The organism is Ruegeria sp. YTSC003, from assembly GCF_059609785.1.
The window spans coordinates 146,854-171,186 of record NZ_JBXWMK010000005.1 but is presented as its reverse complement, the minus strand read 5'-3'; the positions used below and the strand labels follow the sequence as shown (position 1 = coordinate 171,186).

Below are 24,333 nucleotides of genomic sequence, written 5' to 3'. Positions count from 1 at the left end.
CTTGCAGCGTCCCGATAAGCGCGCCACCGTAGCGCAAAGCGAGAGAGGGACAGCATGCAAACCATCAAAGCCGCCGTTTGCCGGGCGTTCGGTGAACCTCTGGTCATCGAAGATATTCAGATCGCACCGCCCAAGTCAGATGAGGTCGAGGTGACACTGGATGCGGTGGCAATTTGCCATTCAGACATTTCATTTGCCGGTGGTGCGTGGGGCGGGCATCTTCCTGCCGTCTACGGGCACGAAGCAGCGGGTATTATCACTGCGGTCGGCGACTCGGCAGGTGAATTTCAGGTTGGGGACCCGGTTGTCGTTACCCTGATCCGGGCATGTGGCTCGTGCCCCTCTTGCGCGGGGGGGAAACCAACTGTTTGCGAAACGCCTTATGACAAGGTCAACGGGCCGTTGCGCACAGCAGATGGTGGACCACTGGAGCAGGCTATGGCCTGTGGTGCCTTTGCCGAAAAGGTTGTGGTCAGCCACCGACAGATCGTCAAAATTCCGCCGTCGATGCCCAAAGACGTCGCCAGCCTGCTGTCCTGCGGAGTGATCACGGGCGTCGGCGCCGCCGTCAATGCCGCCGGGCTGCGGCCCGGACAGGACGTGGTGGTGATCGGTGCCGGAGGTGTCGGGCTGAACGCAATTCAGGGCGCCCGCATCGCCGGTGCACGCCGTATTGTGGCCGTGGACATGACCGAAGAGAAGCTGAACATTGCCAAGGAATTCGGCGCGACCCACGGCGTTTTAGCAGATCAGAAAGCCCCCTGGAAGGCCGCCTACAAGGCGCTTGGGGGGCGCGGCGCAGATGCCGTTTTGATCACCGTCGGCGCGATTCCTGCCTACGACCAAGCCCCTCGTTACTTGGGTCCGGGTGGTAAGGCGGTAATGATCGGGATGCCGCACTCCGGGGATATGGCAAGCTACGAGCCGGTAGTTCTGGCCGCGCTGGGTCAGGGTTTGATCGGATCAAAAATGGGCGATGTTGTCATTCAGCGGGATATTCCGTGGATGATCGACCTTTATGATCAGGGACGCCTGAAACTGGATGAACTGATCTCAGGCCGATGGTCGCTGTCGCAGATCAACGAAGCGATCGAGAACACCAAAACCGGATCCGCCAAGCGTAACGTGATCGTTTTCGACAGGGATTAACCCGGCAGGGCAGGAGACCACCTGATGAAACTGCAAGACCTCGACATCATTGTCACTGCCCCTCCTGCGCCCGGATGGGGCGGGCGGTATTGGATTCTGGTCAAAGTCACGACCGATACCGGGATCACGGGCTGGGGTGAATGCTATGCATCCTCGGTTGGCCCCGAGGCGATGTGCCATGTCATTCGGGACGTGTTTGAACGGCACATGCTGGGAGAGAACCCCGAAAACGTTGAGCTGATGTTCCGCCGAGCATACTCCAGCGGATTTACACAGCGTCCCGATCTGACGGTCATGGGCGCCTTTTCAGGACTGGAAATCGCGTGTTGGGATATTCTTGGTAAAGATCGCGATCGCCCGGTCTATGCCTTGCTGGGGGGATTGGTGAACGAACGCATAAGGGCCTACACCTATCTGTACCCCCTGCCCCAACATAACCTGAACGATTTCTGGACGTCGCCTGAACAAGCTGGCGAATGTGCCGCCGAAATGGTCCGGCGCGGGTTCACAGCCGTCAAGTTTGACCCCGCCGGGCCTTACACTGTTCGGGGCGGGCACATGCCTGCGATGTCTGATATCTCGATGTCTGTGGCGTTCTGCAAAGCGATCCGAGAGGCCGTGGGTGACAAAGCCGATCTACTGTTCGGCACCCACGGCCAGTTCAACACCGCGGGCGCAATCCGATTGGGTCAGGCGCTTGAACCCTATTCACCGCTTTGGTTCGAAGAACCGACACCACCGGACATGATTGAAGATATGGCTCGTGTCGCGCGGAACGTTCGGATCCCGGTCGCGACCGGTGAACGCATGACCACCAAAGCCGAATTCGCGGCCGTTTTGCGGGCTGGGGCGGCGGAAATCCTCCAACCGGCGCTGGGTCGTGCCGGCGGAATTTGGGAAATGAAGAAAGTCGCGGCCATCGCTGAAGTCTTCAACGCCCAGATGGCCCCACATTTGTACGCGGGTCCGGTTGAATGGGCCGCAAATATCCATCTGGCCGCGTCCATCCCCAACCTGCTGCTGCTTGAGACCATAGACACGCCGTTTCACGATCAACTCATCAACGGCTCATTGCAGGTTGAGGCCGGATTTGTCCCCGCGCCGACCGCACCGGGCCTGGGGATTGAGGTGAACGAAGACCTTGCACGGGCGCACCCTTTCAACGGTGATGGCCTGCATCTGCAGATGCAGGAAGAGCCCTGTGATTACGTGAACGGAAACGCCTTTCAAGGTGGTGCCCCTGCAACCGAGGGGTGACAACCCAATAGGTCTTGGGGCACATTGACCCAACCAATAGGTGTTAAACAGGCCACACGTGACACTTGAAGACGACCAAACCGAAGAAACCGAAGCCGCGCTATCTGAAATGAAAGAAAGCGCGGCTCGGGCCTCTGCATTTCTGAAAACGCTCGCGCATGAGGGGCGGTTGATGATCCTGTGCCATCTGGCCGACGGCGAAAAATCCGTGGGTGAGCTGGAGGCCTTGTTGCGTATCCGTCAGGCTGCGGTCAGTCAGATGCTGGCGCGCCTGCGCGCTGAGAACATTGTTGCGACGCGCAGGGACGGAAAGTCTATCTATTACTCGCTGAACAACGACGGCGCGGCGCAGGTGATCGCCGTTCTTTACGATATGTTCTGCGGCCCCGACAGCGAATAACCCTTAGTTCGATACATAGCCCGCTATCACCTGCAACAGTTTGAACGCGGTTGCGGCATCATTTTCGACCACGGCCAGGAATTCCTCTTCACCAATACGCAGGCACGACAGTTCCGTCTCGGCGATCATGCTCAGCGCCCTAGGTTCCTTGCGGATCAGGCCCAACTCTCCGACCAGGGCACCGGGGCCGACCGTGGCAATCAACTGATCCACTCCGTCGGTTTGCGGAAGGTACAGCCCGGCTTCCCCGTCCAGCACCACATAGGCGCCGTCGGTTGGCTGATCGTCCTTAAGGAAAACAACCTCTCCTGCTTTGGCATCGAACCAGCGCGCACCAAAGGCCAGCAGGCGCAGCTGTCGACGGTCCAGCCCGGAAAACAGCGGTGTCTGTTCCAGCGCGCGCAGCTTGCGCGAAAGGTCAGCTGAGGCGGCACTGTCTTCTTCCACGTCCGCAGGTCCTTCGTCCGAGACGACCCGACCTTGCCTGATTTCCACATACATGTCGAACACGCTCGGGTTTTCGAACTGGTCGTTCAGGTAGATCACCGTGGTATCCGGCAGCAAAGCGCGCAGATTTTTGTACACGGCCACTTTCGAGGCCATGTCATAACTGGCCAGCGCATCCTCAAGGATCAGGATATCCGGTTTCTTGATCGTCGCGCGCGTAAATGACAGAGGTTCAGCAAAAACCGCGGGCAGGTTTTGACCGCCAAGCGCCACCGGCACGTCATAGATCAGTTCGACCACCAACGGGCGCGCACCGTTTTCGTTCAATACATCCACGATCAGTTTGCGCGCCTCGTCCGAACGGGCGCCGCCGATCTGACTGACCTTTCCGAACAAAGCGTTTTCCAGAACCGTCAAGCCAGGCGCGAACTTCGTTTTGTCTAACGGGACAAATACATCGAGCAACCGTTCCAACAACTTTTCGGAATGGCTATGCCGCAACTCAAGAATGCGGTCTTTGAGGTCGTCGGTGAAGGCTGGTCCAATCTGCTCCGCCGAAATCACGAACGGAACGGCCAGCAGGTTTGCCAGCTGTTCATCATTCAGCCCCGATACGCCCTCGTTCCGGGTCTTTTCGACCAGCTCGACCGCAGCCTCGTACGTTTGCGCCTCTAGTCCCAGTTTGCGAAACAGCGGGTGATCGGTGCCGTCCAGGCCGAAAATCTGGCGCAGCATCTCAATCACATCGCGTGTCAGGCTCACCAGAGTCTCATCCAGACCAAATTCGCGCAATTGCTCAAGGAACACGGTCTGCTGCGCCAAAAGCTCCTGCGTGACCGGCACTTTGGGCGTGGCGAACAGCAAGTTCTCCGCAACCGGCAAGGCAGGATTATAGCTGTCGCGATCAAAGATCAGGGCCTGTTGCTCCAGCCCTGATGCTTTCACCGCATCCTGAACCAAAGGTCGCAGTTCGACCAGTTTGTCGGCCAGCTCGGGATGCTCGGCGGCATCGAAGACCTGTTCGGCCCCGCGCAAAAACAGCGCCGCGCCGGAACCCATCCCGTCAATCAGTTTCAACCACCAGTCGCGTACCTCTTCGGCGCTGTCCAATCCCGCAGTCGTCGGGTCCAGCCAATTTGCCCTGAAGGGGTCCGGGCTATTGCCGGCCCGCAACGTCTCATCATATCCGGGGTCGTTTGTTTCGGTTGTTTGCGGCTTGAACCGCATCGGCATCATGACGTTGTCGCCCAGCGTGCCCTGGAACATCACAGGCCGTGACGAAGCATACCCAATACGGGCGGCCACGACGCTTTGATGCAGCTCTGACAAACGGATATCACCTATCTGCACCCGGCCCGAGCTGGGCAGAATTTCCCGCGTCAGCAACTCTGCCAAAGCGCGGCGATCTTCTTCGCTGGGGGCCGCGATCCCGATGATTTTCCCGCTGGGAAAGGACAGGTCCAAATCATCCAGAACCTGGTTACCGTCCATATCGCGAACCGAGACATGGTCGAGCACTATGTCGCCGTTCAGCCTTGGCGTGGTCTCGGGTTCGCCATCGAACAGTTTTTCGTCATGCATTCCGGAAGGTGCAAACCGTTCCGTCACCACGTCCCAGCGCAGCGACATATCCTGTGTCTGGTTATAATAGGTCAGCAGTTCCTTCCACGGCGAGCTGAGGTCCTTATACGCAGCCAGGGCCGCAACCAATGCACCCAGCGAAACCGAACCCTGCAGGACCAGAAGACCACCAACCAGATAGAACAGGAACGGCGTTAGCTGCGAAATGAAGTTGTTGAGGAACTTCATAAAGAACTTTTTCTGGTAGATCTCGAACCGGATACCAAACAGGCGGCCCAGTTGATCGGACACCATCGCCCGGCGGTATCGCCACCCGCCATTGGCACGCAACGTGGACGCGCCCGCCGCGTTCTCGCCGATTTGGGCGGCCAGCAACCGAACCTCTTGAATGCGTTTTTTGTTCAGAAGGTTGATCTGTCGCTGCAGTTTCGGAATCAGCCAAGCTTGCAGCGGGATCAGCGCAACTGCCGCCAACCCGAACCAGAAACTTTGCAGAAACAGGAAGGACAGGATGGTGATCATCTGGCCCGCCTGCAAAACTGGTTGGCTGATCGCATCACCCATAAGCCCACCCATCGGCTCGCTTTCGGCAGTGACCATCGACACCAGCTCGCCTTGGCTGACGCGTTCGAAATAGGGTTGAGGGAAACGCAACGCGCGGCTGATCAGCACGTACCGGAACCGGCGCAACATACGCTCGCTCAGCACGCCTTTCATGGTGTTGATGCGCATTTTCATCAGGCCATGCGCCAGCACCGCAATCAGGAACCCGATGCACAGAACAATCAGAAATGTGGTCTGCGGCAGGCTATAGCCCCAAACATCCACAATCGGACTGGCAGCACCGATTGCATCGTTGATGATGCGTTTGGGAAGTTCGAGTGTCAGATAGAGTAGTGGAAACAACGTGGACGTCACGGCCAGCAGAATCAACTGGTCGCGCTTCGAGTATTTCCAAATAAACTGGAAAATTGAACGTTCTATGGAACCTGCCCCTACTACGGATCACTGAAACAGTCTTGACGAAAGTGCAGTAAATCCAACACTGTGAATTTACGTTAGTCCAGCCAAAAGAGGCAAATAGTTTCCAGTTTGAACAGTTAATTGCCAAGTGTGAACAAGTTCATTTGCGCAACCACAGATTAGTGCCTAGAGTCTGTTCTGGGACGATATTGGGAGGACTCATTTGACTGCCAGTTTAGGCGCAGTGCTATTGATGCTCTGCTTGTTGCAGATCAAACATATGTTTGCGGATTTTTTTCTCCAGACTCCTAAAATGTTGGCAGGGCGCGGTGAGTATTTTCACGCGGGCCGCGCGCAGCATGCCGGTGTGCATGTTATCGGGTCAGTGATTGTCTTTTTGCTGTTTGGCGCGCCGTGGTCGTTTATTTTGATCATTGCGGCGCTGGAATGGATTGTTCACTTCAATATTGATTTCGCCAAGGCCAGCTATTCGGACAAAAAGCAACTGATACCGACACAGGCCGCGTTTTGGCGAGCTGCCGGTCTGGACCAGTGCCTGCACAACCTGACCTACATTGCCATGGTATGGGCCTGGGCTACATTCGCGACCTGATCAGCGTTAGACTCAGGCGACGTTTTCCAGGGATTGCGGGCAATACGCGTCCAGCCACATTCGATCCAAATGGTCAATTCTAGCGGCATCGAAACGTTCCGCTTCTTTCCAGTAGCGACCAGACGGAACGAAGTAATTCAGCTGTTCCTCCGCCTGCAGTGCCGCTTGCATACTTTTTGTCGACGGCAGCGCGGCAGACATTAAGGTGTCAGTCGTCACCGAAGGAAAGACCAGCCGACTTTCACCCTGCGACAGTCGAACCACGCGGCAGTTCTGCGCGGCACCGAACAACGCTAACCGGGCGGATTTCGCCTCAAGCGATCGCAGCGTCACATCAGCGCGCAAAGGATCGGCTGTTCCGTTGCCGTAAAAATGGGTCTGGCCGAAATTTGGGTAAATCATATCACAGCCCAAAAATGCCAAAACGGCAGGTTGAAGCGCGGCCAAGGCCCAGTAACCGGCCGTGAACGCCATAGTCCCACCAGCATAAACAAACCCTCCAAACTGGTTTTGAAGGGGAACGTATTCATCGGCTTCGACAATGCGTTGGCCGTGGGCCAGTTTGTCTGGACGATTGCGGACAGGGAAATCCTCGGGGTGAATAAGGACATCCCAATCATCACGAATTCGCCATGCGTTGTTGATGGCAACGATGTGGGTGAACGGATCCCGAGGCCACTCGCGCGCGGCCACAGCGGCCGGCGCACTGCCTAGTATCAGAACGCGATGTGTCAGCTCGGCCATCCTGGGTCCTGCGCTTTTTCAGTTCCCCGGAAGGATAGGGCGATTTTTTTCCTTAACTACCCCAGTACAGAAAAACTGCTTTCTTCGTTGATGGGTCGCTTGCGGGAATAGAACCCGACATCAATGCTCCGCCCGATATAGGGAAGTTCATATTGCAGCGGCTGCGCGTCGTGATCCGCGCCCCCTTCACAATACGCGATCAGGGCCGTCATCATCTTGCCTGCGATCGGCGCGTTCTTGTACTGGTTCCCACTGGTCCCGCAGGCCATGTAGAACCCCGGCAGGCTGGATTTGTCATAGATCGGAATCCAGTCTGTGGATGCGTCATACAGGTCCACGACTCCGCGCGTTTTGGACGGGATGCCAAGACTTGGGACGCGCTGCGCGTATCGCATGGCCTGCGTTGTCCACTGGTCGGTGAAATCGTGATTATAGTCCACGTCATCCTCGCACCATTGATGCGGGTCGCACTCAGGGTCCTCGGAACCGATCAGAATGTGGTTGCCGTGCTCGGGGCGACAGTAGCAGGCGATATCGCTGTCCGAGACAATCGTTCCGTCGTTTTCAAAATCAAACCCCTCTGGTGCGGGGACGTGCACAACCTCTTGCCGCAAGGGGCGGGTTTCGATCGTCATGTCATCCAGAACGCCCGCCATCTTGTTTACGATCGCTGAGCCGGGGCCCGCGACGTTCACGACGACTTTTGCGTGGATTTCTTCGCCCGAGACAAGTTTGACACCCGAAACCCGACCGTCGCTGGACAATATCTCGACCACTTCGGCACCAGTACGCACTTCTGCGCCATGCAGCTTGGCAGCATCCATCAAGTTCTGCGCGGACAAAGCCGGGTCCGTGACATATCCCGCCTGCGGCCAGAACACGCCGCCCTGCATCTTGCGCCCGTTCGGGTGCCCGAATTCTGGATCATCCATCCGGCGCGCTGGCGCGAAACTGTCCTGCGAGTAGATCGGCAAGCGCTCACCGACTTTGTCAGATGACCATTCTTCGAACGGGCAATCCAAATCGGCGCTGTTCTTCATGTGCTTTTCAAGCAAGCCATTGGCATCGGTCTTCATCACCAGACAGCCGGTCTCGCGGAATTGCGCCAGATTAGCATCCTCGGGCAGGCCGAGGTAGTCCGCCCAATCGCGCCAATAGTGGTAACCTTCCCACGCAAACGCCGTTCCATCGAAGGTCGAATAGTGCATCCGAATAATAGCACATGACCCCGCGGTCGAACCGTGGCCAACCTGACTGTTTCGGTCCAGCGACAAGGTTTTCCAGCCTGCCTTGGCCATTTCAAAGGCGATGGCCGCGCCGATCACACCTGTTCCGATGATGATTGCGTCAGGTTGACTCATGAGGCTTCTCCCTTCCAATAGCGCATTGAATAGGCGCTGAATTCTTCGACTTCTTCGGGCTTGGGCTCAACCCCGGTGAAGACATAAAGGTAATGCGGAACCATTGCGATCCGCGTGGACATTGGCTCGTTCAGCTGCGCCAGATCATAACCGATTTGCATATAATACAGCACGCGGGCACGCGTTTCGGCCTCGACTTCGGAATAGCCATAGCGCGCGAACATGGCGTGAAGCGCTTCGAGCCTGCGCGCATCCGACTGATCGAGCGCCCGGCGTACTTTCCCCGATTTGCGCGCCCAATCCCGGACGGCAAAATCCAGCGCGGTATCGAATAATTCGGTGTTCACCACGCAACGATGCACGTTGCAGACGGCTGCGGTTATCGTATCCGCTGGGGCCTTGGCCTGCGCAACCAAAGCCGCTGTATTCGTCGCATGCCAGCGCGCCAGCAGGGCATCCAAAAGCTCTTGCCGGGATTTGAAGTACCAATAGAAGGACGACCGCGACACGGCCATCCGTTCAGCCAGGTTCAGGACCTTGATCTGGTCCACACCGTCTGAGATCAGCACATCCATAGCCACGTTCAGCCAGTCGTCACGCGTGACTTTGATGTTCCCAACCAAGGGTTCAGCTTCGGGGTCATCCCGGTGCAGGATGGGTTTTGTGCTCATTCAACTCTCCGGCGGTGCGCCGCCCTCAGCCGTACGGCGGGTAATATAGTCTCGCAAGGCACCAATGCGGTCACTGTCTGTGGGCGGGGCCTTAAAGTCATTCACAATGCCTTTCCAAACCCTGGTTGCGCGATGATTGGCATCCACTGATCCGCGTTCCGTCCAGGTTCCGAAATTTGCGTAATCGTGCAAATGCGGTTCATAGAATTCGGTGTTGTAGCGCTCCATCGTCTGGCTCGAGGCAAAGAAGTGCCCGCTGGGTTCGACCTCGCTTAGCGCTGTATCGAAACCGATCTCAGCTTTGCCCGCATGCGCCCCCGCGCACAGTTCGGCGACCATGTTCAGGACCTCGGCGTCACAGATCATTTTCTCAAAAGAAACGGTCAAGCCACCCTCGAGCCAACCGGCCGAGTGAATGATTACCGTCGCCCCTGCCATTAGACAGCCCCAAAGACCAAACTGGTTTTCATTCGCTGCCTGTACATCGTTGATGTTCGACGCTGATCCGGCAGCTGACCGCCAAGGCAGCCCAAGGTGCCGCGCCAACTGGCCTGCGGCAAGCGAAGCCTGGAAATGTGAGGGTGTTCCAAATGCGGGCGCACCCGATTTCATATCTACGTTGCTGGTGAACGTGCCATAACACACCGGCGCACCCGGTTTGGTCAGCTGTGTCAGCGTCAGCGCCGCCAACGCCTCAGCATGTGAAAGCGTTATTGCCCCGGCCACTGTAATCGGGGCCATCGCGCCCATCAGGGTGAACGGCGTGATGATCGACATCTGTCCATTGCGAGCGAAATCAATCAGCCCCTGCGCCATCGGAATATCCAGCGTGCGCGGGCTGTTCGTATTGATGATCGTATAGCAATGTGCGCCCGCCTGAAACTCATCGTCCGACAGCCCCCGCGCGATAGACAGCATTTCAAAGCAATCCATCACCTGCGGCGTCCCGCGTGAGAAAAAGAACGGGAACTTGTCGGTCAGCTCCATCTGCGCCTGCGTCGTGAAGTAGTGGCGCAGGTTTGTTGGAACGTCTTGCGGTTCGACCTGAGGCGAGATCATCTGGAACACATCAAAATGGTGCGTTAGCTTGAGGAACTCCAGATAGTCCTGCCCCGATGCCGGGCGGCGGCCGCGTTCAAGATCTGTCGCGTTCGGTGCCCCTGCCCCCGGCTGAAACACCAAACTACCTAGCTCAAGTGTGAAGTCTCTGTGTCGCGCGCCTGCATGGCACGCAATCGACTTTGGCGCTGATGCAACAGCGGCCTCAACAATGTCGCGGCCGATAAACACCATCTCGGTATCTTCATCCACACGCGCGCCTGCTTTCGCAAAGAGACGCCGGGCTTCCGGAAGCAGGCATTTGACGCCCAACTCCTGAAGTGTTCGCAAGGCCGTTTCGTGCATGTCCGCAATCTGATCCGCCGGGAACACCTCCATCAACGGGAAGGGATTCTTCAACTGGCGATAATTCACGTTCCGACTCGGCGCAGGGGCTGCCTCGGCGCTTCGTCCGCGCCTTCGTCGCCCGCGTTCAGGTGTTTGCGACATCATCGTCAGCCCCTCATCGCTTTGCCTTGAGGATCGTAAGGCGAAGGTGCGATGACCCGCGCCGAGCGCTCAACGCCAACTACGTGCACCGACAATTCTGTCCCCGGCTCGGCCTTTTCGCGGTTGACTAACGCCATTGCCAGCGACTTTCCAGTGTAGTGTCCATACCCGCCCGAAGTGACGAAGCCCACGCGCTCATCGCCTGCCCAAACGGGTTCGTATCCGCTGGCGTCCGCGTCTGCGGCGTCCACTTCCAGTGTTACCTGAACCTGCGCCGGACCATTGCCGTCACGTTCTGCGACTGCCGCATCCTTTCCGACAAAATCCTTGCCCCAGTCGATCCAGCGATCCATTCCGGTCATGCCCGGAGTGTAGAGCTGCGTGAATTCTGCAGACCAGATGCCAAAACTCTTTTCCAGCCGCGTCGACAGCATCGCGTTGAAGCCACATTCGCGAACACCTTCATCTGCCCCGGCCTCCAGCAACATACGGCGTAGCTTGATGTGGTCTCCGTAGCGGCAGTTGATCTCGTATCCTTTCTCGCCGGTCACAGACATGCGGGCAACACGTGCGCGAACGAGCCCGATGTCGAAATCACCGCAGCCCATGAATTTGAGGTCCGAGATGTCCTGTTCGGCCAGTTTTTCCACAACCGCTTGCGATTTGGGACCGACTACGGCGAAACCGCAATATTCCTCGCCCAGATCCCGGACAGTAACGCCGTCGATCATGTGATAGTCAAACCAGCGCATGTGCCAAGCCCGCAGGTAATAGCTGCCCATGATCCACCAGGTACCATCGCCCCAGTTCAGAACGGTCAAGTCCCCCTTGAGCCGCCCATTTTCACCCAGCATAGGCGCCAGCTTTGCGCGACCCGGCGCAGGTAGTTTCGAGGCCATGACTTTGTCGAGCCACACTTCTGCATTTGGTCCCGAGACCTCGAACCGCGAAAAGCCCGAAATGTCCAGCAATCCCGCGCCTTCGCGGATTGTCTTGCATTCCGCGGCGACGATGTCATGCGCGTTCGAGCGCTTGAGCGTCGGTGTTTCCTCGAACCCTTTCGGCGCGAAATACAGCGGCACTTCAAGATCCCAACTGACGCCCCATTTGCAACCCGCATCCGTCATCGCGTCGTGCGCCGGGGCCATCTTTAGCGGTCGGCCCGCGGGCAATTGCTCGTTCGGGTAGGTCATAACAAAGCGCCGGGAATAAAACTGGCCCGTAGTTTCACGGATGTATCGCTTGTTCTGCGCAAAATCACCAAAGCGCGCCACGTCCATTGGCCAGGCATCCGCCTCGGGCTCGCCATGGATCATCCATTCAGCCAGCGTTTTGCCGACGCCCCCGCCCTGCAGGAAACCTGCCATAACCGCGCAGGCCGACCAGTAGCCGCGCTTGCCCGGCACCGGACCGACCAGCGGATTGCCATCGGGGGCAAAGGTGAAGGCACCGTTTACCCAAGTCTTGATGCCTACGTTCTGGATCGACGGATAGCGTTCAAAGCCAAGCGTCAGCTCGTTCTCGATCCGATCAAGCTGTTCCTGAAACAGCTCCTCACCATAATTCCAAGGCGCGCCGTCCATGGCCCAGTGTTCGTGATCCACCTCATAAATCCCGACCAGAACGCCTTTCTGGTCCTGCCGCATATAGGTGAACCCCTCGAGGTCCACCGTCATCGGCATTTCGAATTCGGCTTCAGCGACCTCGGGGACTGTATCGGTGATCAGATAGTGGTGTTTCAGAGGAGACACCGGCAGCTCCACCCCGGCCATACGCCCTACTTGCTTGGCCCAAAGGCCAGCGGCGTTAACCACGTGTTCACAAGTGATTGTGCCCTTGTCGGTGATGACCTGCCAGCCATCATCGGTCTGGATCAGCTCCTCGACCTTGGTTTCCTCATAATACTCAGCACCGCGTTTTTTGGCAGCCGTCGCATAAGCCTGCACCGTGCCGGTTGTATCGATATAGCCCTCGCGATCAGCCCACATCGCGCCCAATACGCCGTCGGTGGACATGATGGGGCAACGTCTTTGCGCCTCTTCCGGAGAAAGCAACTCGCAGTCGTCAATGCCGATGGATTGGAAAATGCGATAGTTCGCCTGCAGCCATTCCCACCGTTCTGGCGTACCCGCCAATGTCAGACCACCGGTCATGTGCAACCCGATATTCTGACCAGACTCCTTTTCGATCTCGCTGAGCAGATCGATTGTATAGGCCTGAAGCGACGCCATGTTTGGGTCCGCATTCAGAGCGTGAATGCCGCCAGCCGCATGCCAGGACGAGCCGGACGCCAGCCGCCGCCGTTCCAGCATGACCACATCTGTCCAGCCAAACTTGGCCAGATGATACAGAACCGAGGCGCCCACAACGCCGCCCCCGATGACCACAACGCGATACTGAGATTTCATACTGCGCTCCCCTGTATGACTAAGGAAGGACGCTAGTGGCACTGTTCACTTCTGTCTAGACATTTCTGTACAGTTCCGCGCAAGCGAAGAACCGGCCTCGGGCCAGCAGTTTCTAGAGCTGAGCGCTGGGACGGGATGCGACCTTGTCGAACCATGCCAAAGTGGCTGTATTTTCTTGTGGAATCCGTTTCTTGATCACGCGGGCAAAGTCCACAAAGACAAAGGTGGAAATGTCCGCGAGGGTGAAGTCGGCACCTGCGATAAACGCACTTTCGCCCAGCCGCTGTTCGAGCAGCGAAAAGAAATGATCAACCCGCGCGGACCCTCGCTGAGCCAATTCCGGAATTTGCCGGTGATTCACCGGACCCGGAATCGCCCTGTCCGCAAAGGCCGGATGCGTGTTGCGCAAGGCCTCGGCAACAGGCATGCCGCCCTGTTGTTCGACAATGCTGTTCCACATCAGAACCTGTCCCTTTTCATCGGGTGTGCGCCCCAATAGCGATGGCTCGGGAAACCGCGCCTCAAGGTAAGCGGCGATCCCAAGATTCTCGGTTAGCGTGCTGCCCTCATCCGTCACCAACACGGGGACAGTTGCATTCGGGTTCACCGCGCGAAATTCGTCGCTGAGTTGCTCACCTTTGCCGATCGAGATTTCTCGGGTTTCGATATCCAAACCCTTTTCGGCAATGAACATGCGCGCGCGCCGCGGGTTGGGGGCCGTGGAACAATCATAGAAAAGCATTGAGGTTCCCTTCCAGGTCAGCGGCGGTAGATAAAACAGCGACCTTTGACGGCCCCTTCGGGAAGGGAAACTTCGGTCAAGGTATCGAAATACATCCGGTCGCTGGACACCATCAAACCACCCTCGGCTAATAGCGGCTCGATCAATGGTGAGACAAATCTGGCGAAGTCGTCGTTCTTTTTGCGGTTGTGGCCGCCCAAGTCCGCGTGGATCAGACTGGCCGTGGCTCCGAACCGATCCACCGAGGCCGGTAGTGTTTCTCGCACATCCCCCAAAATCACCCGATCTGCGGGCGGCGTGGAATCCGGATGCGACGCCACGGCGCGCTCGAACACATAAACAGGTCGACCTGAAATATACTGCACCATGTGATGATAGGTGCGCCCGTTGCCCAACCCCAGTTCGAACACTGGCCCAGGCATTCCTTTGGTTTCAGAGATGGCGAAATCCAGACAGGCCCGTTGGGACACCATACGGTCGATGAACAGATCCAGGCGGCTTTGGTTGTCGGGCACGGGGAAATCTCTCCTTGATATCAGTCAGCTCATGATTTGGGGCCGACACCGCATGTGATGACAAATCCTCAAGGATTTGTGTAGGTAAATTGGCCTAAGTTTCACATTTTCGCGACAATTCGGCCCAAGAACGGGTTTGACTACACAGGCACAACCGCGCGAGACTAAGTCAAAAAACACAGGGAGTTGAATACGCCGATGTCGAACCACGGACGAACGGGTGGAAAACCCGCATGACTGCGTTGTTGTCCGTCAGAGACCTCAGCATCGGTTTTGGTGCGGGCGACTCAGTTGTCAAAGGTGTCAACTTTGATGTCGAGGCTGGGCAGACATTGGCTCTGGTCGGTGAATCCGGATCGGGAAAAACCATCTCGTGCCGGGCGGCCTTGCGTATTCTGCCACGTGCCGCGCAAATCCGCAGTGGCACGATAACCCTGAACGATTCAAAAGGCTTCGAGGATCTGACCAAGATCAGCGAACGCCAGATGCGCGACATTCGCGGCAATCGGGTTTCGATGATTTTTCAAGAACCGATGCGATCACTATCCCCGTTGCACAAGATCGGCAATCAGGTCAGCGAGGTCTTGTGGCTGCATCGGAGCGCGTCCGAGGCGCAAGCCCGCAAAGAGGTCCTGACCCAATTCGAACGCGTGGGCTTTCCTGATCCGCAGCGTGCGTATGATTCTTACCCGTTCGAGTTGTCGGGCGGCATGCGCCAGCGCGCCATGATTGCGATGGCAATGGTTTCCAAGCCGGAACTGCTGATCGCAGATGAGCCGACGACCGCGCTGGACGTAACGACACAAGCGCAGGTCCTGGGGCTGATTAAGGAGTTGCAGCGCGAGACGGGCATGGCCCTGATCCTTGTGACACACGACCTTGGGGTTGTTGCCAATATGGCGGAACAGGTTGTCGTCATGCACAAAGGCCGGGTGATGGAAGCTGGTGCCGCCGCGCCAATCCTCAGCGCCCCAGCGCACCCCTACACACAACAATTGTTCAACGCGGCCCCTGCGATTCCAGACGAAGATTCGGTCGGGCTGCCGATGCCGGATGAGGACCTCATTCTACAGATGAAGGGGGTGTCCAAGACCTACACTATGCGGTCCAGCAGGGGCTGGCAGGGGGACAAGCTGATCTATGCCTGCCGAGGTGTGGACCTGAATCTGGCCCGCGGCAAAACACTGGCAATCGTCGGCGAAAGTGGCTCGGGCAAAACAACGGCGGCGCGGATCGCCCTTGGCGCGGAACTGCCCGATCCGGGTGGCGAGGTTCTGTTTCGCACCTCGCCAGGCGAAGACCCGATCACCGTGCACCACATGAACCGCTCTCAGCGCACGGCCTTTCAACGCAAGGCGCAGATGGTGTTTCAGGACCCGTACAGCTCGCTCAGTCCGCGGATGCGCATTCAAGACGCGCTGACCGAGCCTTTGGAAATCCACTCCATTGGTTCGACCGCCGAACAGCGGGACAAAGCGGTCGAGATGCTGCAGCGTGTGGGACTGAATGGTGATATGCTCAAACGCTACCCACACGCCTTTTCCGGCGGACAACGGCAACGCCTGTCGATTGCGCGGGCGATGATGCTGGACCCGCAGCTGATTGTCTGTGACGAACCGACATCGGCACTGGATGTATCGGTTCAGGAACAGATCCTGACCTTGCTGGAAAACCTGCAGGACCGGTTGAACCTGTCCTACCTGTTCATCTCGCACGACCTTGCGGTTGTGGCGCGCATTGCCGACGAAGTGGCCGTGATGCGCCGGGGTCTTGTCGTCGAACAGGCCCCGCCCGAGACACTGTTTTATAACCCCCGACACCCTTACACCAAGGCGCTGATTGCCGCCCAACCAGAACCCGACATCAACCGGCCCATCGACCTTAAACTGGTTGCGTTGGGCGCTGGTTCACCAGACAGTTGGGATGACACCTTCCGATTTACGGACTCCGTGATACCCTCACTGGTAGAGATGGAGCCCGGCCATAAGGTACGATGCCATGTTTAAAACCACTCGCCCGCTTATTCTGGCTGCCACGTTGGCTGCCACTTTGGTCCTGCCCGCCACGGCAGGAACACCGACCCCTCAAGAAAGCGAATTCTGGAAAGCCGAAGTAAACGCCGGGAACCTGCCACCGGTCGCAGAGCGCCTGCCAGCCGAACCTCTGGTCGTGGATCTGGCCGCCAAAGGCCGCGAGTTTGGTGCCCCCGGTGGTACCCTGCGCACCATGGTGACCCGGTCAAAAGACATCCGCCAGATGGTTGTCTATGGGTATGCGCGACTGGTTGGGTTTGACGAAAACTACGAGATTGTCCCCGATCTGTTGGAATCCTATGAAAATGATGGGAACCGGAAATTCACACTGCATCTGCGTGACGGGCACAAGTGGTCCGATGGATCGCCGTTCACATCCGAAGACTTTCGTTATTGGTGGGAAGACGTTGCCAACAATGAAATGCTCAGTCCTTCTGGCCCACCTGACTTCCTGATTGTTGAAGGTAAAACGCCAACCGTGACCTTCCCGGATGAGACAACTATTGTCTTTGAGTGGGAAAACCCAAATCCTGATTTCCTGCAATCGCTGGCCCAAGCGCGCCCGCCATTCATCTACCGGCCGTCTGAATTCCTCAAACAGTATCACGAGAAATTCGCAGATGCTGAAGACCTCGCCTTTCAGGTCGAAGACGCACGGGTCAAAAGCTGGGCGGCGCTGCACAACAAACTGGACAACCTCTACAAGTTCGACAACCACGAACTCCCGACGCTGCAGCCTTGGCTGAATGCAAGTTCGGGCAAGAAGATCCGCCACAATTTCGTTCGCAACCCATATTACCACCGCATCGATTCCAACGGCGTTCAGTTGCCTTATATCGACGTCGTCGAGATGGAAATCGTCGCTGCTGGCTTAGTCGCGGCCAAGACCAATGCTGGCGAGACTGATCTGCAGGGGCGCGGTCTGGCGTTTCGCGATGCATCTATCCTGAAAAAAGGTGAAGCAGGCGGAGACTACAAAACCTTGTTGTGGAAGACCGGTGTCGCATCACAAATCGCGATCTACCCGAACCTGAACTACTCGGATGAGGTTTGGCGCGACGTTCTGCGCGATGTTCGTGTTCGGCGGGCGCTGTCCTTGGCTATCGACCGCAAAACCATCAATCAAGCGCTCTATTTCAAGCTGGCCCATCCCGGTGCGATGTCCGTTTTACCCGCGTCTCCGTTCTATGACGAGGAAAACGCAAAAGCCTGGGCGCAGTATGACGTTGAGATGGCCAACGCCCTACTGGACGAAGCTGGCCTGGCCGAGCGCGATAAAAACGGCATTCGCCTGCTGCCGGATGGCCGCCCGATGGAATTGATCATCGAAACCGCCGGTGAAAGGCAAGAAGTTGAGAACGCGCTTCAGATCGTCACCGATACATGGCGTGAAATCGGTGTGGACCTGATCATGCGCCCACTGGACCGGGACATTCTGCGCAACCGCGTATTTTCAGGCAACACCATGGCCTCAGTTTGGTTCGGCTGGGATGACGGTATACCGCAGGCGCACACATCCCCTGCTTATTTGGCCCCCACGGATCAGGTGTTTCTGGCCTGGCCCAAATGGGGACAATTTTATCAGACCGGCGGCGACGTTGGTGAAGCGCCTGACATGCCCGAAGCCGAGCGTTTGATGCAACTGGCACATGATTGGGAGGTTGCCACCACCGACGAAGAGCGCAAGGCAGTCTGGACCGAGATGTTGAAAATCCACGCTGACCAGCTTTTCGCCATCGGAATTCTGAACGGCGCACCGCAGCCTATCGTAGTGTCCAACCGTCTGCGCAACGTGCCCGAGCAAGGCATGTGGGCATGGGAGCCCGGCGCACATTTTGGCATTCACCGCCCCGACGAATTCTTTTTCGCCGACTAATCAGGAGCAGCTAAATGGTAATGCTGCGCTATGCGGTGTATCGCTTTTTTACGATGCTGCTGACTTTGCTGGTGGTGTCGGTTCTGATCTTCGTGATCATCAACCTTCCACCCGGCGATTATCTGAGCAATCAGATCGCGGAATTGCAGGCATCTGGCCAGTCCGCCGGGGTGGCCAAGGCCGAGTTCCTGCGCGCGGAGTACGCTCTGGATCGTCCCGTATGGGAGCAATACTTGATCTGGATGGGCTTCTGGCCCGGTCCGCACGGGTTCGAAGGCCTGCTGCAAGGCAACTACGGCTGGTCCTTTGAATTCGACCGCCCCGTGGCCGAAATCGTTGGTGATACTTTGTGGCTGACGGTTGTGGTCAATCTGGCCGCTATCCTGTTTGTTTACGCCGTTGCCCTGCCGCTGGGTGTCCTCGCTGCAGCAAAATCGCGGACCTGGATCGACTATACGTCGGCCTTTGTTGGCTATCTTGGTCTGGCGACGCCCAATTTCCTGCTGGCGTTGATCCTCTTCTACTACGGCCACCGTTACTTCAACCTGCCTATCGGCGGCCTGATGGACCCATCGTTCGAAGGCCAGCCCATGAGCTGGGAAAAGTTGAAGTCCATTCTTGTCCACCTGATCGTGCCGACCTTTGTCATTGGCACATCTGGCGCATCAGCCATGATGCAGCGCCTGCGTGCGAACATGCTGGATGAACTGGGCAAACCTTATGTGGAAACGGCCATTGCCAAGGGTATGGCGCCATCGCGAATGCTGACAAAGTATCCGCTGCGCGTGGCGTTCAACCCTTTTGTTGCAGATATCGGGAACCTGCTGCCGTCGATGGTATCCGGATCGGTTCTGGTGTCGGTCGTGCTTGGCCTGCAAACCATCGGCCCGACCTTGCTGACCGCACTCAAAACCCAGGACCAATTTCTGTCTGCCTTCATTTTGATGTTCGTGGCCTTGCTGACACTGATCGGCACCATGATCTCTGATATCTTGCTGGTCATGCTGGACCCGCGTATTCGATACGAGGGGCGTGAAGCGTGACCAAACACACCGACGGTCGCTTTGTCGACGATGCACCTTTCGACGCGGATGCCGCCCTGCAACAGTTAGAGCGCGCCGATCTGGACGCACCCAACTGGGTTCTGGTCTGGCGGAAATTCAAAACCCATAAGCTGGGTTTGATTTCAGGCGTCTTCCTGCTGTTCTGCTACCTGATGCTGCCCTTCGCTGGATTCATCGCCCCCTACGGTCCGAATGAACGAAACGGCGAACACCTTTACGCCCCACCACAAAGCATCAATTGGTTCCACGATGGCTCCTTCATCGGCCCGCATGTCTATCCGATCGTGGCCGAAGCTGATCTTGAGACCTTTCAGTGGAAATTCGTGCCCGACACAGAAGACCCTCGCCCGATCCGCTTTTTCTGCGAGGGGACCGAGTACAGGCTTGCTGGGCTTGTAAAATCGGACACCCACCTGTTCTGCGCGCCAGAGGGCGCGACACTGTTCCTTTGGGGATCCGATCGTCTGGGCCGCGATGTGTTCAGCCGCATTCTATACGGTGCGCAGCTGTCGCTGACTGTCGGCTTGATCGGCATTTCGGTATCGTTCACCCTTGGCATCTTTTTTGGATCAATCGCGGGGTATTTCGGCGGCAAGATCGATTGGGTCATCAACCGCGTGATCGAGGTTTTGCGCTCGCTACCTGAACTGCCGCTGTGGCTTGCTCTATCGGCAGCGGTGCCCTCAAACTGGAGCCCGGTTGCTGTTTTCTTCATCATCTCGATCATCCTCGGGATTCTCGATTGGCCCGGCCTCGCCCGTTCGGTACGCGCAAAATTCCTGTCCCTCAGGGAAGAAGAATACGTCCGCGCCGCCGAGATGATGGGTGCAAGCTCGGGCCGTGTCATCCGTAAGCACTTGCTGCCGAACTTTATGTCTCACCTGATTGCCTCGGCCACATTGTCAATACCGGCCATGATCCTCGGGGAAACCGCGCTCAGCTTCCTGGGTCTTGGCCTGCGGGCCCCGGCCGTCAGTTGGGGTGTGATGTTGAACGATGCGCAGAACCTGGCCTCGATCGAGATATACCCCTGGACGGCAATCCCGATGCTACCGATTATCGTGATCGTGCTGGCCTTCAATTTCCTGGGTGACGGGCTGCGTGACAGTCTGGATCCATACCAGCAATGAGCTTGATTTCAGCCCTTCCTGCAACTGACGGATACCGCAAAACGGGCGCCGGGGCTTGGTCCAGCGTCTACGCGGTATCTGAATTGGCGACGGCAACCTTCGGCGCGGTGGGTCAGGAACTGGCTCGTCTGATGACGGCGCTGAACCTGTCGCCCAGTGCCCCGGATGTGTCTGTGGATCACCGGCTGGCCTCGCTTTGGTACCAATATTCCTTCAAGCCCAATGGTTGGGAGATGCCCAACCTCTGGGATGCGGTCGCGGGCGATTACCAGACTGCGGATGGTTGGATCAGGTTGCACACCAATCTGCCCCGCCACCGGGTGGCGGCACTTAAGGTCCTTGAGGTCAAAGCAGATCGAGACGCGGTCTCTCAGGCGGTGCGGCAATGGTCCGCCAGCGAGCTGGAATCGGCAATCGTGGCCCAGGGTGGCGTTTCCGCAGCCATGCGCAGCCGAGCAGTGTGGTTAGAGCATCCGCAAGGTAGGGCCGTGTCACGCGATCCACTAATCGGTTGGCACAGCCCGCGACAGATCAAACTGCGACACCGATCCGAGGCCACGGCTGAGCGCCCTTTGGCAGGACTGCGCGTCCTCGACCTGACACGCGTGCTGGCTGGGCCCGTCTCAACGCGAACCCTCGCCGGTTTTGGCGCTGACGTTCTGCGTGTCGACCCACCCTGTTGGGACGAGCCCGGTGTCATACCCGATATCTCTTTGGGTAAATCCTGCACTTACCTCGATCTGAAATCGCCCTCAGGTTTGGAAAAGCTGTACGAGTTGCTGTCTCAGGCCGATGTGTTCGTCCACGGGTATCGCCCCGGTGCTTTGGATGCGCTCGGCCTGACTAGGGCCAAGCGCGATGAACTGGCCCCTAACCGGGTCGAAGTCACTCTCGACGCTTATGGCTGGCAAGGTCCTTGGGCTGCGCGGCGCGGGTTCGACAGCCTTGTCCAGATGAGCGCAGGCATCGCGGATGCAGGCCGTGACTGGGCGAATGCGGACAAACCAACTCCGTTGCCGGTTCAGGCGCTGGATCATGCAACCGGCTATCTGATGGCCGCCGCTGTGCTATCCGCCTTGGCTGAGGCCGCCTCGGGGAATGCGATCATGCTGGGCCAGCTCTCTCTCGCGCGCACGGCCGAGTTGTTGGCCATTCTCGGCAAGTCCGACACGAAAGAGGTCATCACCGGTGCCAGTCCGTCAGACTACAGCCAAGCTCTCGAAGAATCTGGCTGGGGCGCCGGTCACCGCCTGAAACCTGCTCTGACCGTTGGCGAGGCCAAGATGTTCTGGGACAAGCCTGCACCTAAACTAGGCACGTCGGCTCCGGTCTGGGCCACGGCCATCACCTGAGCCAACCGCCGCGCGGTACGCGCGGCCCGGCCCAACGCTTTGGGTCACGTCTCGCCAGAGACGTTACCCAAAGGGGCGGGAGACCCCCTCAGCGATCATCACCACCCGGGCCGATATCGTCCAAATAGTCCTCGTCAATCGCAGCCTGCACAGCACCAGTGACAGCCTCTCGCTGCTTCGGCGTCAGATCTTCCGACTCCTTGCCCTCGGCCAACCGTACCGTGACTTCACGGTGCGCGAACTTGATGCCTTCGCGGGCGAACAATTCCCGGATGTCCTGATAGACTTTCTTGCGCACAAGCCATTGATCGCCCGGTTTGGTCATGAACTTGACCCGAATGATCATCGCAGAGTCTTGCATTTCGATCACGCCCTGCGACTTCAGCGGTTGGATAAAGTTGTCGCCGATCACCGGGTCGCTCAACAACTCTTGACCCAACTTCTTGATCAGCTTGCGCACCTTCTCGACATCGGTGTCATACGTCACCCGTAACGGCAGTTTCATGATCACCCAGTCGCGTGAATAGTTGGTCAGAACCTTGATCTCACCAAAGGGGATGGTGTTCAGCGCGCCCAGATGGTGACGCAGTTGGAACGACCGAACCGAGATCTTTTCCACCGTTCCCTTCACGTCGCCGATGTCGATGTATTCACCCTTGCGGAACGCGTCATCCATCAGGAAGAACGCCCCCGAAAAGATATCGCGGACCAATGTCTGCGACCCAAAGCCCACGGCCAGGCCCACGACACCAGCACCCGCGAATAGCGGACTGACATTGATACCCAATTCCATCAGGGCAATCAGCGCTATGGTCACAACAACTACGGCCAGAATGGCCCCGCGGAACAAGGGCAACAATGTTGCAAGGCGGCTTTGCCCACCTTCTCCGCCTTCATCGCCCAGCTCAGCCTCACCACCGCCGTCGTCAATCTCCTGCGCGATCTTCGAGTCGATCCCGATGCGGAAGAAATGGAACAGGATGTAACCCATGAAGAGGATCACCATCACGTCCAGCGCCCGCTCGATCGGCAGGTCCTCGCTCCAGCTGGCATCCGGATTCCAGATGACAACCAACGCATACAGACCGACAACAAAAGCCAGAATACCGGCAACCCGCCGCGCCAGATCTTCGTAGGTCAGGATCGAGTGCTTGCGCATCTCGGCCTGCGGCGTTTCGATCGCTTCAACCTCGGCATCCGCCTCATCAGCATCGGCATTCATTGCGTCCAGCTGGCTGTTGCGATTGAAGTACCGTTCCAGAAGATAGTTCATGGCCCCATAGGCAACCACGACCGACATGAAGATAGCATAGCTGCTGGCCACGATCGGGATCGAGTTTTGATTTTCCAGCACCAGGTCGACGGCCAGTTTGAACCAGCTGAACACCATGTAAAGGATCAGCACCGGCGCCCATGCGAACGAGATTAGGCGCAGAATCCACGACACCTGATCCGGTGATCGCCCGCCGCGGATAGCGTTCGAGATGGCGCGGGCGTTGAACAGGATCATCAGGACATTGCCGATCGCACCAAACATGGTCAGGCCGCCATAGACCAAGGCGTAGACGTTATAGTTCAGCCCAAAATCAGCGACCCAAGTGGCAAAAAGCACCACGGTAATGTCGTAGGTCGCCAGCGCCGAAGCCCAGATATACAGGCGTTTGGCGTCACGATCCGAGAAAGGCGGCAAGCGATATTGGCTCAGATACGGGGATAGAACCATGCGCCACAGATCAGACACGGTACGCGACAGGAAGAAGGCGGTAAAAATTGCTGTGACCGTGAACTGGATCGAGATGTCCTCAGCCTCACCGAAAAACACGAAACCGACGATAAGCGCCATCACCATGGCGAAAATCGTGGCGCCTATCCCCATCAGGAATCGGAACACCAAAAACGGCATCTTCTCGCGATAGCCTTGCGGATCTTCCTTGGATCGCGCCACGACGATTCGCTTTGCGATACGCTTGCCGTAGATTTCAATCGACAACCATCGTCCGATCAAAAGGAAGAGAACGTTCCAGAACAGGACCTCGACATAGGTCTGTATTCGACCATCCGGGCTGGTCTGACGCAGGATGTATTGCACCTCGAAGATCGAATAAGGCAGCGCCTGAAGCCGTGAATTCATCGAGTCGCGAAATCTCGAAAACCGCTCCTGCGCTTTCATGAGCTGCGAACCGTCGCCCATCGGATCCCCGGGTGCAGCCTCGGGGGTGGCGCTGTTTTGCTGGCCGGAAGACACGATTTGCCCGGCGCTGTCGATGACGATCACACTGGCCCCGGCTTCGGTCGCGGAACGGATCGCCGTAGCCAGATCGCTTTCGCTGGCTGTTTCCGAACTGCTGCCCCCGGCTGAGGGATACCCCGGTATCAGAGAGGTCTGCGCAACTGCACCAGTGACCAGCGCCAGAGTAAGGGACCAGATTACAAACGTTAATCCAGCCAGCAATGTTCGTGTCATCGGATATTTTTCCAG

Annotated in this window: 18 protein-coding genes; 9 read left to right on the top strand and 9 right to left on the bottom strand. The window is 57.6% G+C overall.

What is annotated here, in order from left to right:
* The first annotated feature begins 54 nt into the window (after positions 1-54).
* The 3 genes from AC2FFH_RS11820 (at position 55) to AC2FFH_RS11810 (ending at position 2,806) form a co-directional block, all read left to right on the top strand.
* On the top strand, positions 55-1,149 hold the full coding sequence (locus AC2FFH_RS11820; protein WP_496767125.1) for a Zn-dependent alcohol dehydrogenase: 1,095 nt from the start codon (positions 55-57) through the stop codon (positions 1,147-1,149).
* A 24-nt stretch (positions 1,150-1,173) separates the two neighbouring features.
* Positions 1,174-2,406 (top strand): mandelate racemase/muconate lactonizing enzyme family protein, encoded by a 1,233-nt coding sequence (locus AC2FFH_RS11815; RefSeq protein WP_496767126.1) that lies wholly within the window; start codon positions 1,174-1,176, stop codon positions 2,404-2,406.
* A gap of 109 nt (positions 2,407-2,515) precedes the next feature.
* Positions 2,516-2,806, top strand: a complete 291-nt coding sequence (locus tag AC2FFH_RS11810) for an ArsR/SmtB family transcription factor (RefSeq protein WP_496767308.1) — start codon at positions 2,516-2,518, stop codon at positions 2,804-2,806.
* 3 nt (positions 2,807-2,809) lie between these two features.
* On the opposite strand, the gene AC2FFH_RS11805 is transcribed toward AC2FFH_RS11810, so the two are convergent.
* Positions 2,810-5,806, bottom strand: a complete 2,997-nt coding sequence (locus AC2FFH_RS11805; RefSeq protein WP_496844496.1) for a cyclic nucleotide-binding domain-containing protein — start codon at positions 5,804-5,806, stop codon at positions 2,810-2,812.
* A gap of 244 nt (positions 5,807-6,050) precedes the next feature.
* On the opposite strand from AC2FFH_RS11805, the gene AC2FFH_RS11800 reads away from it, so the two are divergent.
* The gene (locus AC2FFH_RS11800) at positions 6,051-6,410 is read left to right on the top strand and encodes a DUF3307 domain-containing protein (protein ID WP_496779658.1); all 360 of its coding nucleotides are present in this window, start codon (positions 6,051-6,053) and stop codon (positions 6,408-6,410) included.
* Positions 6,411-6,422: 12 nt separating this feature from the next.
* Here the strand turns inward: AC2FFH_RS11800 and AC2FFH_RS11795 are convergent, their stop codons facing one another.
* The 7 genes from AC2FFH_RS11795 to AC2FFH_RS11765 all read right to left on the bottom strand — a co-directional run bounded on the left by AC2FFH_RS11795 (position 6,423) and on the right by AC2FFH_RS11765 (position 14,399).
* Positions 6,423-7,154: a hypothetical protein gene (locus AC2FFH_RS11795; protein ID WP_496767127.1), complete on the bottom strand. Its 732-nt coding sequence runs from the start codon at positions 7,152-7,154 to the stop codon at positions 6,423-6,425.
* A 56-nt stretch (positions 7,155-7,210) separates the two neighbouring features.
* The gene (locus AC2FFH_RS11790) at positions 7,211-8,515 is read right to left on the bottom strand and encodes an NAD(P)/FAD-dependent oxidoreductase (protein WP_496844454.1); all 1,305 of its coding nucleotides are present in this window, start codon (positions 8,513-8,515) and stop codon (positions 7,211-7,213) included.
* The gene (locus tag AC2FFH_RS11785; RefSeq protein ID WP_108860933.1) at positions 8,512-9,186 is read right to left on the bottom strand and encodes a TetR/AcrR family transcriptional regulator; all 675 of its coding nucleotides are present in this window, start codon (positions 9,184-9,186) and stop codon (positions 8,512-8,514) included. The genes AC2FFH_RS11790 and AC2FFH_RS11785 overlap by 4 nt, the downstream gene beginning before the upstream one ends.
* Positions 9,187-10,737 carry a trimethylamine methyltransferase family protein gene (locus AC2FFH_RS11780; protein ID WP_496844453.1) on the bottom strand — a complete coding sequence of 517 codons (1,551 nt, stop codon included), beginning with the start codon at positions 10,735-10,737 and terminating at the stop codon, positions 9,187-9,189. It abuts the gene before it with no gap.
* Positions 10,738-10,739: 2 nt separating this feature from the next.
* The gene (locus AC2FFH_RS11775; protein ID WP_496844452.1) at positions 10,740-13,142 is read right to left on the bottom strand and encodes a GcvT family protein; all 2,403 of its coding nucleotides are present in this window, start codon (positions 13,140-13,142) and stop codon (positions 10,740-10,742) included.
* Positions 13,143-13,254: 112 nt separating this feature from the next.
* Positions 13,255-13,884 (bottom strand): glutathione S-transferase family protein, encoded by a 630-nt coding sequence (locus AC2FFH_RS11770; RefSeq protein ID WP_496767132.1) that lies wholly within the window; start codon positions 13,882-13,884, stop codon positions 13,255-13,257.
* Positions 13,885-13,901: 17 nt separating this feature from the next.
* Positions 13,902-14,399, bottom strand: a complete 498-nt coding sequence (locus AC2FFH_RS11765) for a class I SAM-dependent methyltransferase (RefSeq protein ID WP_496767133.1) — start codon at positions 14,397-14,399, stop codon at positions 13,902-13,904.
* A 233-nt stretch (positions 14,400-14,632) separates the two neighbouring features.
* On the opposite strand from AC2FFH_RS11765, the gene AC2FFH_RS11760 reads away from it, so the two are divergent.
* The 5 genes from AC2FFH_RS11760 to AC2FFH_RS11740 are packed head-to-tail and all read left to right on the top strand — an operon-like array spanning position 14,633 to position 21,854.
* On the top strand, positions 14,633-16,405 hold the full coding sequence (locus tag AC2FFH_RS11760; protein WP_496726786.1) for an ABC transporter ATP-binding protein: 1,773 nt from the start codon (positions 14,633-14,635) through the stop codon (positions 16,403-16,405).
* Positions 16,398-18,308, top strand: coding sequence for an ABC transporter substrate-binding protein (locus tag AC2FFH_RS11755; protein ID WP_496779611.1), 1,911 nt, complete (start codon positions 16,398-16,400; stop codon positions 18,306-18,308). Before AC2FFH_RS11760 ends, AC2FFH_RS11755 begins: the two co-directional genes overlap by 8 nt.
* Positions 18,309-18,322: 14 nt before the next feature.
* A complete protein-coding gene (locus tag AC2FFH_RS11750) occupies positions 18,323-19,351 on the top strand; it encodes an ABC transporter permease (RefSeq protein ID WP_170561146.1) in 1,029 nt (342 codons plus the stop codon).
* The gene (locus AC2FFH_RS11745) at positions 19,348-20,502 is read left to right on the top strand and encodes an ABC transporter permease (protein ID WP_496767134.1); all 1,155 of its coding nucleotides are present in this window, start codon (positions 19,348-19,350) and stop codon (positions 20,500-20,502) included. Before AC2FFH_RS11750 ends, AC2FFH_RS11745 begins: the two co-directional genes overlap by 4 nt.
* Complete coding sequence (locus tag AC2FFH_RS11740) at positions 20,499-21,854, top strand: CoA transferase (RefSeq protein ID WP_496767135.1); 1,356 nt, start codon at positions 20,499-20,501, stop codon at positions 21,852-21,854. The genes AC2FFH_RS11745 and AC2FFH_RS11740 overlap by 4 nt, the downstream gene beginning before the upstream one ends.
* An 88-nt stretch (positions 21,855-21,942) precedes the next feature.
* On the opposite strand, the gene AC2FFH_RS11735 is transcribed toward AC2FFH_RS11740, so the two are convergent.
* The gene (locus AC2FFH_RS11735) at positions 21,943-24,318 is read right to left on the bottom strand and encodes a mechanosensitive ion channel domain-containing protein (protein ID WP_496844451.1); all 2,376 of its coding nucleotides are present in this window, start codon (positions 24,316-24,318) and stop codon (positions 21,943-21,945) included.
* Between the last annotated feature and the right edge of the window lie 15 nt (positions 24,319-24,333).

Bases quoted from the DNA above. Each gene is read 5' to 3' on its own strand.
- AC2FFH_RS11775 (WP_496844452.1), bottom strand. From the start codon at position 13,142: ATGAAATCTCAGTATCGCGTTGTGGTCATCGGGGGCGGCGTTGTGGGC.
- AC2FFH_RS11800 (WP_496779658.1), top strand. From the start codon at position 6,051: ATGCTCTGCTTGTTGCAGATCAAACATATGTTTGCGGATTTTTTTCTC.
- AC2FFH_RS11750 (WP_170561146.1), top strand. From the start codon at position 18,323: ATGGTAATGCTGCGCTATGCGGTGTATCGCTTTTTTACGATGCTGCTG.
- AC2FFH_RS11780 (WP_496844453.1), bottom strand. From the start codon at position 10,737: ATGATGTCGCAAACACCTGAACGCGGGCGACGAAGGCGCGGACGAAGC.
- AC2FFH_RS11810 (WP_496767308.1), top strand. From the start codon at position 2,516: ATGAAAGAAAGCGCGGCTCGGGCCTCTGCATTTCTGAAAACGCTCGCG.
- AC2FFH_RS11735 (WP_496844451.1), bottom strand. From the start codon at position 24,318: ATGACACGAACATTGCTGGCTGGATTAACGTTTGTAATCTGGTCCCTT.
- AC2FFH_RS11785 (WP_108860933.1), bottom strand. From the start codon at position 9,186: ATGAGCACAAAACCCATCCTGCACCGGGATGACCCCGAAGCTGAACCC.
- AC2FFH_RS11740 (WP_496767135.1), top strand. From the start codon at position 20,499: ATGAGCTTGATTTCAGCCCTTCCTGCAACTGACGGATACCGCAAAACG.
- AC2FFH_RS11790 (WP_496844454.1), bottom strand. From the start codon at position 8,515: ATGAGTCAACCTGACGCAATCATCATCGGAACAGGTGTGATCGGCGCG.
- AC2FFH_RS11760 (WP_496726786.1), top strand. From the start codon at position 14,633: ATGACTGCGTTGTTGTCCGTCAGAGACCTCAGCATCGGTTTTGGTGCG.
- AC2FFH_RS11815 (WP_496767126.1), top strand. From the start codon at position 1,174: ATGAAACTGCAAGACCTCGACATCATTGTCACTGCCCCTCCTGCGCCC.
- AC2FFH_RS11770 (WP_496767132.1), bottom strand. From the start codon at position 13,884: ATGCTTTTCTATGATTGTTCCACGGCCCCCAACCCGCGGCGCGCGCGC.
- AC2FFH_RS11795 (WP_496767127.1), bottom strand. From the start codon at position 7,154: ATGGCCGAGCTGACACATCGCGTTCTGATACTAGGCAGTGCGCCGGCC.
- AC2FFH_RS11755 (WP_496779611.1), top strand. From the start codon at position 16,398: ATGTTTAAAACCACTCGCCCGCTTATTCTGGCTGCCACGTTGGCTGCC.
- AC2FFH_RS11820 (WP_496767125.1), top strand. From the start codon at position 55: ATGCAAACCATCAAAGCCGCCGTTTGCCGGGCGTTCGGTGAACCTCTG.